The 12,520-nt window shown below is 41.9% G+C and carries 9 protein-coding genes; 7 read left to right on the top strand and 2 right to left on the bottom strand.

From position 1 onward, the window contains the following. Positions 1-10 precede the first annotated feature (10 nt). Complete coding sequence (locus HC175_RS10765) at positions 11-2,710, bottom strand: putative LPS assembly protein LptD (RefSeq protein WP_235942586.1); 2,700 nt, start codon at positions 2,708-2,710, stop codon at positions 11-13. 108 nt (positions 2,711-2,818) lie between these two features. On the opposite strand from HC175_RS10765, the gene HC175_RS10760 reads away from it, so the two are divergent. Genes HC175_RS10760 through HC175_RS10745 form a run of 4 tightly spaced genes read left to right on the top strand, consistent with a single transcriptional unit; the run spans position 2,819 to position 7,153 of the window. After that, positions 2,819-3,955: an N-acetylmuramoyl-L-alanine amidase family protein gene (locus HC175_RS10760; RefSeq protein ID WP_235942585.1), complete on the top strand. Its 1,137-nt coding sequence runs from the start codon at positions 2,819-2,821 to the stop codon at positions 3,953-3,955. Positions 3,956-4,007: 52 nt separating this feature from the next. After that, entirely contained in the window at positions 4,008-4,958 is a 951-nt protein-coding gene (locus tag HC175_RS10755; protein WP_168138497.1) for an MlaD family protein, read from the top strand. 10 nt (positions 4,959-4,968) lie between these two features. After that, the gene (locus HC175_RS10750) at positions 4,969-6,318 is read left to right on the top strand and encodes a 4Fe-4S dicluster domain-containing protein (RefSeq protein WP_168138496.1); all 1,350 of its coding nucleotides are present in this window, start codon (positions 4,969-4,971) and stop codon (positions 6,316-6,318) included. 43 nt (positions 6,319-6,361) lie between these two features. After that, on the top strand, positions 6,362-7,153 hold the full coding sequence (locus HC175_RS10745; protein WP_168138495.1) for a (Fe-S)-binding protein: 792 nt from the start codon (positions 6,362-6,364) through the stop codon (positions 7,151-7,153). Between the two features lie 64 nt (positions 7,154-7,217). On the opposite strand, the gene HC175_RS10740 is transcribed toward HC175_RS10745, so the two are convergent. Continuing rightward, positions 7,218-7,748, bottom strand: coding sequence for a hypothetical protein (locus HC175_RS10740; RefSeq protein WP_168138494.1), 531 nt, complete (start codon positions 7,746-7,748; stop codon positions 7,218-7,220). A gap of 175 nt (positions 7,749-7,923) precedes the next feature. On the opposite strand from HC175_RS10740, the gene HC175_RS10735 reads away from it, so the two are divergent. The 3 genes from HC175_RS10735 to bshA are packed head-to-tail and all read left to right on the top strand — an operon-like array spanning position 7,924 to position 12,481. Further along, complete coding sequence (locus HC175_RS10735) at positions 7,924-8,409, top strand: ABC transporter ATPase (protein ID WP_168138493.1); 486 nt, start codon at positions 7,924-7,926, stop codon at positions 8,407-8,409. Continuing rightward, positions 8,409-11,342 (top strand): serine hydrolase domain-containing protein, encoded by a 2,934-nt coding sequence (locus tag HC175_RS10730; RefSeq protein ID WP_168138492.1) that lies wholly within the window; start codon positions 8,409-8,411, stop codon positions 11,340-11,342. Before HC175_RS10735 ends, HC175_RS10730 begins: the two co-directional genes overlap by 1 nt. Beyond that, complete coding sequence (gene bshA, locus HC175_RS10725) at positions 11,339-12,481, top strand: N-acetyl-alpha-D-glucosaminyl L-malate synthase BshA (RefSeq protein ID WP_168138491.1); 1,143 nt, start codon at positions 11,339-11,341, stop codon at positions 12,479-12,481. The genes HC175_RS10730 and bshA overlap by 4 nt, the downstream gene beginning before the upstream one ends. Positions 12,482-12,520 lie beyond the last annotated feature (39 nt).

Here is a 12,520-nt window from a genome sequence, read left to right as displayed (position 1 = left end):
GGTTTTGATTTTAAAGGCTTCTATCTCTTTCCCTTCTTTTTTCATACTTAATGTCACTAAGTAATGAAGATTTTATACCTATAAAGAAGTTCCATTGTTTATACAATCCAAAAGGCGTCCAGCTAAAGGTCATTCTCCAACTCTCAAGGTCACGGGCGAATCTTAGCTGAGTATGGGTAAATCCATGATTCACGAAATCATAACCGGAAGATGCTCCAATATTCCAGTTAGGGGAAAGTTCTATATCTCCCGAAAACATGAGGGAATGTGAAGAAAGTTCATTCTGTCTTGCACTGTTGGAGTAATTCATGGTATACGCCAGGCGCAGATCCCACGGAATATTGAAGTTATACCAGCTGTTCTGGCTTTCCTCATCTTCTTCAGGCATATCTTCCTCTTGCTCATCGTAGAAGGTGCCATCAATGTCCATATCTTTTCCGAAGAGATCATCAGGCCTTCCTCCGTTTCGGAAGGTCTGGTTCTCAAGTCGGTTCACATTTTCCTTACCTCCTGAAAAATCTCTGCTTGAAAAGGAATATCCGAAGCTCACATTAGCGTTGGTGAGCCTAAAAAGACTTCCGCCGTTCTGAATATTCAATCGGTCGATACGCCGGTTGTTATTATTTAGCGCGTAAATATCGAGATTGGTTCCGAAGTTAACGTCAAGTTTGTTCTGTACAATGGGAATACTTCCCCTCACACTTATGGGAGACAGTCTTAAGGAATCTCCCGCGAGGTTGTAGGAGGTGCTAATATTCAGGTTGTTGAGTAGCTTGACCTTTCTTGGAGCAGCATCTGCCGAATCTTTAACCTTAGCCTCGAAAGTATTAGAAAGAGACAAGCCAATGGAACTTGAAAAGAGTTTTCCGGGAGGGCCGTAAAGTGTCCCCTGAAAACGAGAGTATTCCACGATCCTTGCTTCCCTATCATCGGTCTCGGGGATCATGTATTCATCATAATAATGCTCAAATCCGGGATTGATGTTATAACTGATGGAAGGTCGAAGTACATGACGAATGGCCTGCCATTTCCCATTGCCGCTAAAATTCTTTGTTCCGTAGATGGTAGTTCCTATACTGGTATTGAAATTATAGGTTCTATAAGAGTCAAACCCGCTTACCGTATCTATTACTTCCAGCCTTGCGTCTTCATCATATCTTCTTTCGAAGGTTTTGAAAACCCAGGCTTCGGTGTAGTTTGTTCCTGCATTGACACTTAGATAATTGAATAGCTTGAAGTTGGTCGTCAATGGAATTTGATGCTGGGCCCCGAGGATTGCATTTTTAAACATTTCGGGCTTAAAGAAAAGGGAATCAGTAGTTTGGAACCTGTTCTCTCCTCTAAAATTATACTGAAAATTTATATTCTCAATAATGCCTTTTTTGGCACCTATTTTTGGCTCAAAAGGATAAACCCTGGCCATACTTGCCTGCACAGTGGGCAAAGTCATGTTGATTTGCTGAGTATTGGTATTCTGGCTGTGGGTAGCCGCAACGCTTAAATTTACCTGCGGCTGAATATTAAAAGTTTTGGAATAAGAAACAGAAGAGCTCAGCGTGTTGGTCAATCTGTTTCCGGTATTCATTTGATTCGTTGAAGCCTGATAGTAATCACTACTACCAAGGTTTACTGAAGCCGAAAATCTCGAGCTGGGACTCGCTTTAGAATCCTGAGTATGATGCCAGCGCAGGTTATATACCGAAGATTCAGAAAAATCGGGAAATCCGCGTTCACTATTGATCAGCTTTTCATACCTAAAACTTAAATTTCCTCTGAAGCGGTAGCGAAGCGCATATGAAGACTCGGTTCTGAACCCATAACTTCCATTGGTGTAATAATCACCTAGCACGGTCAAATCCACATAATCACTTATCGCAAAATAATATCCACCGTTCTGCAGGTAATAACCGCGGTTATTGTCATCTCCAAATGATGGAATAATAAAACCTGAAGTTTCTTCTTCGGTCATTGGAAAGTAGCCAAAAGGCAGTCCAAGAGGGGTAGGTACATCGGCAATGTACATGTTTACCAGGCCAGAAACGATCTTCTTGTCTGGCACAAATTTAATGCGGCGGGCGTAAAAGTAATAATCTGGATTTTCTTCATTGGGAGAGGTGGTGAATTTGACATTTTTCATGTAATACACGCTGTCATTTTCTCGTTTAGTGATCTCTCCAAGTACTTTAAATTCTCCCTGTTCTGTTCGGGAATTAAATACCAGCGCCCTTTCGGTGTCAAAGTTGAACCTTATGGAGTCTGGCCTTACAACATTCTGCCCCTGTGTGAAAACGGGTTTTTGGCTGTAGGTTCCTGTAGAATCGGGAATTCCATAAGCGTAAATTTCATTTCGCTCGTTATCGAGAATTATTTTTCCTGCTGTAATATTAATATCTCCATAAGTAATCACAGCGTTGTCGTAGAGGTAAAGTCGATTTTCCCTGGGGCTCAACCTCATATAATCTTCAGCCGAATAGACTACCTGATCTGTTAGTACTTCATTAGATCGCCGAACCGTGTCTTGAGGGGCAGCGCCGGGTATTGCTGGGGTAGGAGCCGTTATGACAAGAGAATCCTGAATAGCTGGCGCAGCTCGCCGTTCAGCAGGAATGCGGATACCTTCATTAGTTTTGATCTCCTGCGCCGAAATTTTTGAAGCTGAAAGCAGCAAAAAAATAGAGCAGGAAAGTATGTAAAGTATCTTTGTTCGCAATGCTACTTATGCTATTTTTGTAAGGTGTGGCTTGTTTTTTGAAGTCTCAAAATTACATATATTTTTTAAGGTACCTTTTGAGTTAAACAAAAAATAATAACTGCCCCTATGAACCGTTATTTCCATATGAGAACGAACTTTTTTGCTGTTTTAATATTTCTTACTTCCTCAATTTTCGCTTTTGCGGCTACTTCAGATTCCAAACCTCCTCGAGAGAAATTTGTAGTTGTGCTGGATGCCGGGCATGGCGGGAAGGATCCCGGCAACACCTGGAATGGATACATTGAAAAAGACATTGCACTTAATATAGTGCTTAAAGTTGGCGCAGAACTAGAAAAACTGGCAGATGTAAAGGTGATCTACACGCGTAAGACCGACGTCTTTATTACACTTGCTGAAAGAGCCAATATTGCAAACAAGGCTGAAGCAGATCTTTTTGTTTCGGTACATATGAACGGCCATAAATCTCAGGCCCAGGGAACAGAAACCTTTGTGCTGGGGCTGCACCGTAATGAAGACAACCTTGAGGTGGCCATGCGCGAGAACCAGGTAATCTTTCTGGAAGAAGATTACGAAGTCACTTACGATGGCTTCAATCCTAATTCCCCCGAGTCTTATATAGGTCTAACTTTAATGCAGGAGGAGTATCTTGACCAGAGTATTATGCTTGCCGACCTTATTCAGAAGAACTTCACCAATGTCAACAAAAGAGTCAACCGGGGTGTGAAACAAGCCGGTTTCCTGGTGTTGAGACAAACCTATATGCCAAGCGTTCTTGTAGAAGCCGGATTTTTAAGTAATAAGTCTGAGGGAGCCTACCTGAACAGCTCAAATGGTCAATCGGCCATTTCTGAATCCATAGTTCAGGCCGTTAAGGATTATAAGAATTCCATCAACTTGGGACTTCTTGATGGCATCGAAGCCGACCCCGCTGTAGCTTTGACCACTGAACCCGAAGAACAGCCTGTAGACATTTATGACGGAATTACTTTCAAGGTGCAACTGGCAGCCACAGGCAAGAAAATAGATCCTAACCCAAAGAATTTTAATGGGCTTAGGGAGGTTTCCAGGAGTAAGGAGGGGAAGTTGTTCAAATATTATTATGGTGCAACCTCCAGTTATTCCCAAATTAAGGATTTGCATGATGCTGCAAAAAGAAGTGGATATCGCGACAGTTTTATTGTTGCCTTCCGCGGAAACGACAAGCTTAGCGTTAATGACGCGTTAAAAACGAAAATGAAATAGGCCTTCTTTTCTATATTAATTTTATATTTGTCGTTCATCAAACAGCATCTTTGTGAAATATACTAAAGAGGTAAAAACCGCTCTCCTGGCTATTGTTGCCATTCTTCTATTCATTTTTGGTTACAGTTTTTTAAAAGGTAAGAATTGGTTTGATTCCAGTAGGACATTTTACGCTGTTTATAATGATGTTGAAGGTCTTTCTCCTTCCTCGCCGGTTACCATCAATGGACTTAAAGTGGGGAGTGTAACGGGGATCAATTTCCTTGATACCTCTGGGCGCCTGGTTGTGAAATTCACTGTAGATAATGAATTCCCTTTTTCTGAAGAAAGCATCGCACAGATCTATGGCGGCGGACTTATTGGAGGGAAATCTCTCGCAATTCTGCCTCAGTATGAGCGGGGAAAAATGGCCCAGTCTGGAGATACTTTACCTAGCGAAATAGAGGAGGGGTTACTGGAACTGGTAAATGATCGTCTTACACCGCTACAGGAAAAAGTGGAGCGAGTAATCGTGAGTACAGATTCCCTTATTAACTCTTTCAATGAGGTGATGAATCCTACAACTCGCCAAAATCTGAAGAATAGTATCGCCGAACTGAATGCTGCAATGTCTTCTTTGCGTAATTCTGCTGGATCTGTAGAAGGAATTTTGGCCGAGAATACACCAAAGCTTAACCGTACCTTTACTAACCTGGATGAAATGTCGACCAAATTCAATCGGTTCTCAGACACGCTTTCGGAATTTGATCTGCACAAAGTGACCCAGGATCTGGAAAATGCCGTTGCAAATTTCCATAACGTCACAGAAAAATTAAATTCGGGAGAAGGAACGGCAGGAAAACTAATAAATGATCCCGCAGTTTTCAACAATCTTGAAAGAGCGACAAATCAATTGGACGCTTTAATTCAGGATGTGAAGCTCAACCCAAAACGTTACGTTCATTTTTCTATCTTTGGGAAAAACCCCGGTCCATATTCGCCGCCGAGAGATTCACTAAAATAACCAACCAACCATGCAAATCATTGCACAAATCCTTTTTATCCTGGCATTCGCTATTGGGATAGGCATCTTTATTCGCAACATCCGGAGAATGACCCGGAATATCAACCTGGGGCGGGAATCGGGTCGTGATGACCAGCCTGCTGTACGGTGGAAAAAAATGGCGAAGATCGCACTTGGCCAGTATAAAATGGTGAGACGGCCGGTTTCAGGAATCGTTCATATCATTGTTTACCTTGGTTTTATAATTATCAACATCGAAGTTCTCGAAATCGTTATCGATGGGATCTTTGGAACCCACAGGATTTTTGCATTTGCTGGAGAACCTTATCGGTATCTTATTGGAGCCTTTGAGATTCTGGCCCTTTTGGTGCTCGTTGGGGTGATCATTTTCTGGATTCGTCGTAACATACTGCACATTTACAGATTCAGGGCTCGTGAAATAACGAAATGGCCTAAGAATGATGCCAACTACATTCTTTATTTTGAGATGATACTTATGTCTCTTTTCCTGATAATGAATGCGGCCGATTATCAATTGCAGCTCAATCTTGCACCACATTACGCAATGGCCTCTGGAGAGATTGCGGGTGCTTTTCCGGTAAGTGGCCTGTTGCTGCCTCTTTTGGACGGCTTAAGTGACAGTAGCCTTATCATAATTGAAAGAACAGCCTGGTGGCTTCATATTCTGGGTATTCTTTTCTTTCTTAACTACTTATATTACTCGAAGCACCTCCACATTTTGCTTGCCTTTCCAAATGTCTATTATTCGAAGATCAAGTCTAAAGCTGAATTTGATAACATAGAAGCAGTTACCAAGGAGGTACAACTTATGATGGATCCAGACGCCGATCCTTTTGCTGCACCGGCAGAACCCGAAGGAGAAGAAGAGGGAGTGCCAGAGAAATTTGGAGCTTCAGATGTTTTTGATCTTACCAGGGTACAGCTCCTAAATGCGTATACCTGCACGGAGTGTGGCCGATGTACAGATCAATGTCCCGCCAATAACACTGGAAAATTACTCTCGCCTCGCAAGATCATGATGGACACAAGAGATCGTCTTGAAGAGGTAGGTGAAAATATCAATAAGAACGGAAAGTTTGAAGCAGATGGAAAACAGCTGCTTGATGATTATATATTAAGGGAGGAAATCTGGGCCTGTACCACCTGCCAAATGTGCATTGAAGCTTGTCCTGTAGGAATCGATCCGCTTTCGATTATTATGGAGATGAGAAGATATTTGATGATGGAACAAAGTGCCGGGCCTGCCGATCTCAATAATGCTATGGGAAATATTGAAAATAATGGCGCCCCATGGCCTTACAATCAAATGGACCGTCTTAACTGGGCATCCGAAAATTAAGTGAAAAATAGCCTTTTTTGAAAGGCTGTAATTTAGAATAAAAATGGCAGAAAGTCTTAAAGTGCCTACCATGGCAGAATATATGGCAGAAGGAAAACAACCAGAAGTATTGTTTTGGGTTGGCTGCTCCGGAAGCTTTGACGACAGAGCAAAAAAGATAACCAAGGCCTTTGTAAGATTACTTCACAAAGCTAAAGTTGATTTTGCGGTTCTGGGAACAGAGGAAAGCTGTACAGGAGATCCTGCAAAACGTGCGGGAAATGAGTTTCTGTACCAGATGCAGGCCGCTGGAAATATTGAAGTATTGAATGGATATGAGATCAAGAAGATTGTGACTACCTGTCCGCACTGTTTCAATATCATTAAGAACGAATATCCGGGGTTAGGAGGAACCTATGAAGTTATGCACCACACTACTTTCCTGAAATCTTTACTCGATGAGGGGCGACTCACCGTGGAAGGTGGAAAATTCAAAGGCAAAAGGATCACTTTTCACGACCCATGTTATTTAGGGCGGGGAAACAATATTTACGAAGCTCCGAGAGACCTATTAAGAAAGCTAGAAGTAGAGCTGGTGGAAATGAGAAGGTGTAAAAAAGACGCGATGTGCTGTGGAGCTGGTGGGGCCCAGATGTTCAAGGAGCCGGAACCCGGAAAAAAGGACGTAAACGTCGCTCGAACCGAACAGGCCATCGAAGTCAAACCTGAGGTTATAGCAGCAGGTTGTCCTTTTTGCAATACCATGATGACCGACGGAGTAAAAGCAAAGGATAAGGAGGAAAATATTGCAGTTATGGATATTGCGGAAATGATAGCCAACGCAGAAGATCTTTAAAAAATAATGTTTATTACAAACAGGTCCCTAAAATGACATTTTTCGGACCTGTTTCTTTTTGACCTTATTCTCCAATTTCCCTGATCTCAGGCTCTTCTTGCTCGTTTCGCACCAGGGTCACGATATTCTCTTCAGATAAACCTTCCTCAATGTAATCACCCGCTCGCCCCAGGGCATAAGCATACTTCTCCAGATTAGTTTTAAAATTTCTGTTTGTTTTCCCGAAGTCTTTGTCTCCGTAGCCTTTAAGGTAAGCGATAATCACTTCATCGTCAGATATTATAAAATGTCGTTGCTCCTCATATTGTTTCAGCATTTTTAGGGCATCGTCTAATCCTGTTAGTAACATCTCCCTATGTGATTTGCCTCCGGTGCAGGTGACTGGCGCCTGGTAATATTTACAGATAGGTGCCGAAATAGTATAACAGTAAAATAATACTTTGTTATGAAGTTCGTCCCATATTCCTCCAATTTCGAGATGTATCTCCTTTGCTTCCCTCAGCCATTCGAGTAAAACAAAAGCATCTTCTCCAGAGGAGTCAAAACCAAGTTTCTCTGTGATCTTATATAATTCTGGTTCTGTTTTTGTAGTCATACTACAAAATTGAGAACAAGACTTGTTATAGAGCATTATCTTTATCAGGTTCGTTCTGAATACATCTAATATTGCACTTAATTCTGTATGCAGAGGTGCTCTAATTTTAACCAATTGAAATTGGATGCCATGCTTCAAAACTGTTTCTTTGTATCTCTAAAAATCATCCAGTCACATGTTAGTTGAATTTGAAACCTTACCTGAAAGTTCCAGGGTTTGGATATATCAGTCAAACCGCTCATTTACAGAAGTTGAGCAGGAAGAAATTAAACAAAAACTTGAAGCCTTCATTGAGCAATGGACCGCTCATGGAGCCAATTTAAAAGCTTCATATGAGCTGCGTTATAAACGTTTTATCATTCTTGCACTTGACCAGAAGATGAACGCAGCAACTGGCTGTTCAATTGATGAGTCTGTAAGATTCATTCAGCAGTTAGAAAAGGAATATGCTGTAGATCTTCTTGATAAGATGAATGTCTCCTATAAGCAAGGAGAATTTATTGCTTATAAAACCTTGACAGATTTTCGAAAAATGGCAAAAGATAAAGCTGTTTCTCCAAAAACTATTGTCTTTAATAATCTTGTAAATAACAAAGCCGAATATCTTTCAGATTGGGAAGTGCCTGCATCTGAAAGCTGGCATAAGAGGTTCCTTAATTAATGCAGATAAAAAACAGCCCCTACTTCAGCCTTTTCCTGGCCCTGTTCTTTTTTGTAATAAACTCGTATTCTCAAACGCGTCCTTTAATTGCTGCACAACCCGAAGCACAAAGGCAATGGGTTGACAGTATATATGCTCAAATGTCGCTTCAGGAGAAAGTGGGACAACTTTTTATGATCGATGTTTTTTCGTCAGATCCAGATGAAAAGCTCAACAAAGCCCGTGAACTGGTAAAGCAACACCATGTGGGAGGCGTTATTTTTTCAAAAGGTGGTCCTTTGAGGCAGGCAAAGATCAATAACGAACTTCAGGAATATTCGAAGATTCCGCTACTCATAGGAATGGATGTAGAGTGGGGTCTTGCAATGCGGTTGGATTCTACCTACGCCTTCCCCTGGAATATGACACTGGGAGCTATCCAGGATGATAAGCTTATAGAAGAAGTAGGCGCCGGTATAGCAAGGCATTCTAAAAGGTTGGGTGTCCACATCAATTTTGCGCCGGTGGTAGATATTAACACCAATCCCGAGAATCCTATTATAGGAAACAGATCTTTTGGGGAAAATAAAAGTAATGTTACCCGAAAATCGGCAGCACTCATGAGAGGTCTGCAAAGAGAAAATGTTTTAAGCGGTGCAAAACATTTTCCGGGACATGGTGATACAGAAAAGGATTCTCACAAGACCTTGCCGACTATAGATTTCTCCAGAGACAGAATATTCCGCGAAGAGTTATTTCCTTATCGGCAGTTGATCGAGGAAGGCTTGACGGGAGTTATGGTAGCTCATTTGAATGTTCCAAGTCTGGAGCAAAGGGATAACTTTCCCTCTTCACTATCTCACGATATTGTGACTGGAATTCTTAAAGAAGAAATGGAATTCAACGGGCTAATTATCACCGATGCCCTCAACATGAAGGGAGTGGCAGATTTTGATGAACCGGGAGAAATTGAGCTGGCCGCATTTCTTGCAGGCAATGATATTCTTCTTTTCTCTGAAGATGTACCCAAAGCCACAGCAAAGATCATCGAAGCCCTTCATCTCGGTCTTTTTACCGAAGAACGCCTGGCGCATTCGGTGCGTAAGATCCTCTATGCAAAATATAAGGTGGGGCTGAATGATTTTGAGCCAGTAAAGGACGATTACCTTATCGAGGATCTCAACAGCATTAGGAATGAAATCTTAGCACATAAGCTGTACGAAAGTGCCATGACCGTTGTTAAAAATGACAGAGCTTCCATCCCTGTAAAGGATCTTGAAACAAGTAAGATCGCCTATGTCCACTTTGGAAAAGATCCTGGAAATCCCTTTTTTGAGCAGCTAAATAAATACACACAGGTTGATTCGGTTTCAGCAGAGAATCTTAATGAACTTCTGGATAAGTTGGAATCATACAACCTCGTGATCATAGGCTATCACCAGTCCAATGCTTCGCCCTGGAGTGGTTTTCGAATGAGCGATCAAGAGCAGACCTGGTTATATGAAGTAGCCAGGAAAAATAAGGTGATCCTCAACATTTTTACCCGACCTTACGCGTTACTGGATTTACAAACAACTGCAAACTTTGAAGCAATACAAGTTGCTTACCAAAACAGCAGGCTTGCGCAGGAAAAGGCGGCGCAGATCATTTTTGGAGCTATAGAGGCCAGGGGAAAACTTCCGGTAACCGCAGGCAATGAATTTCCTGTTGGGACAGGCTTCAAGACCCGGAATCTAGGCAGACTTTCCTATGGAATGCCTGAACATGTGGGAATGAACAGTTACAAGCTCGCAAAGATAGATACCCTCATCAACAAGGCCATTAGGGAAAAAATGACCCCCGGAGTACAGGTTCTGGTGGCGCGTAAGGGCAAAGTGATCTATGAACGGTACGCCGGTCATCATACATACGGTGATACTACTGCCGTAAAACCTTCAGATGTTTACGACCTGGCTTCACTTACAAAGATCCTGGCCACCCTGCCATTGGTTATGGAGCTGGTAGATAAGGATGAATTGGATTTACAGACAAAATTGGGAGAAATGTTTCCAGCTTTCCGAGGGAGTAATAAGGAGAATCTCAGCCTGCTTCAAATGCTGTCTCACTATGGTCGTTTGAAAAGCTGGATCCCTTTTTACAGAATGACCTTAGATCCCAAAACAAAACGTCCAGATGTGCGCTATATTCGGAAGGAAGAGGATCGAGGGTTCAATGTAAAGATCGCTGAAAATATGTTTGCACGGAATGATATCAAGGATTCTGTGTTTTATACCATCAGGAACAGTGACCTTGAAAAAAAGAAAGAATATAAATATAGTGATCTTCCTTTTTACCTACTGAAGTTTTATCTGGAAGACATCTATGGCACCTCATTGGAATATCTCGTTCAGGATCATTTTTACAAGTCTTTAGGTGCAAATAATACTACTTACCTGCCACTAAAAAAGTTTCCAGGATCAAGGATCGTACCTACCGAAGAGGATCAACTGTGGCGGAATCAATTACTGCAGGGATATGTGCACGATGAAGGCGCGGCACTGCTTGGAGGAATAGGAGGCCAGGCAGGTTTGTTTGGTAATGCCAATGACGTTGCCAAGATCATGCAAATGTATTTGAATGGAGGTGAATATGGTGGCAGGAAGTATCTGGAACAAAAAACAGTAGATAAATTTAATACCTGTTATTACTGTGAGCAGGATGTGCGGAGAGGTGTTGGCTTTGATAAGCCTCAGCTGAGTAACGCCGGTCCTACCTGCGGCTGTGTATCGATGAATAGTTTTGGACATAGTGGATTCACTGGAACTTTTACCTGGGCAGACCCCGATGAAGAAATAGTTTACGTATTTTTATCGAATCGAATTCATCCTTCAGCTAGCAACAATAAGATCACACAGGAGAGCATTCGATCTCATATTCAGGAAATTATTTACGAAGCTATAGACGCCAATAAATGAAAATAGCAATTGTTTGTTATCCCACCTTTGGAGGTAGTGGAGTTGTAGCTACAGAGCTGGGAATGGCACTCTCAAAAAGAGGCCACGAGATCCACTTTATCACTTATAAACAACCCGTTCGACTGGAACAGTTGTCATCTAATATTCACTTTCACGAAGTAAACGTGCCCGAATATCCTCTGTTTCACTATCAGCCTTACGAGCTGGCTTTAAGCAGTAAGCTTGTAGATATGGTGAAATTGCACGATATCGAGATGCTGCATGTACACTACGCTATTCCTCACGCGTATGCGGGATATATGGCAAAAAAAATGCTTGAGGAAGAAGGAATCATGCTGCCAATGGTCACTACCTTGCATGGAACAGACATCACCCTTGTTGGGAATCATCCTTTCTACAAACCAGCTGTGACCTTTAGCATCAACAATAGTGATGTTGTGACTTCAGTTTCACAAAGCCTCAAAGCAGATACCCTTCGCCTTTTCAATCTGAAAAGAGAGATCGATGTAGTGCCAAATTTTATTGACACGACCAAATACACACAGTCGCTTAGCAATTGTCAACGCAGTATGCTTGCAGCAAATGATGAAAAGATCATTACGCACGTAAGTAATCTTCGGAAAGTAAAGAGAATAGAAGATGTGATCACTATATTTTATCTACTTCAGAAGAAAGTAAAAGCTAAGCTTATAATGGTTGGACAGGGCCCGGAAAGGGAAATGGCCGAAGATATGGTGGCAGAACTAAACATTGAAGACAAAGTGTTGTTCCTGGGGGAATCTCATGAGATCGACAAGGTGTTGAGCTATTCTGATCTTTTCCTTCTGCCATCTGAAAAAGAGAGCTTCGGGCTTGCAGCACTTGAAGCGATGGTCAATGGCGTTCCTGTAATTTCCACAAACACTGGCGGGCTCCCGGAAGTTAACAAACACGGTTTTTCAGGATTTTTGAGCAATGTTGGAGACGTAGACGAAATGGCCGCAAATGCCGTGACCATTTTAAAAGATGAAGAAACGCTGAAGCAGTTCAAAGAGAATGCCCGCAAACAATCCTATATATTTGATATCTACTCTGTAGTGCCTTTATACGAGGATCTCTACAGGAAAGCTCTAGAAATGACAAAGGCTGCTAAAAATTAGATTTTAAGCAGCCTTTTCTTATTTCTGAAGTTTAGTGCT

The sequence above is a fragment of the Salinimicrobium oceani genome (genome assembly GCF_012037645.1).
The sequence above is the reverse complement of the archived record's forward strand: the minus strand, read 5'-3'. Positions and strand labels throughout refer to the sequence as shown.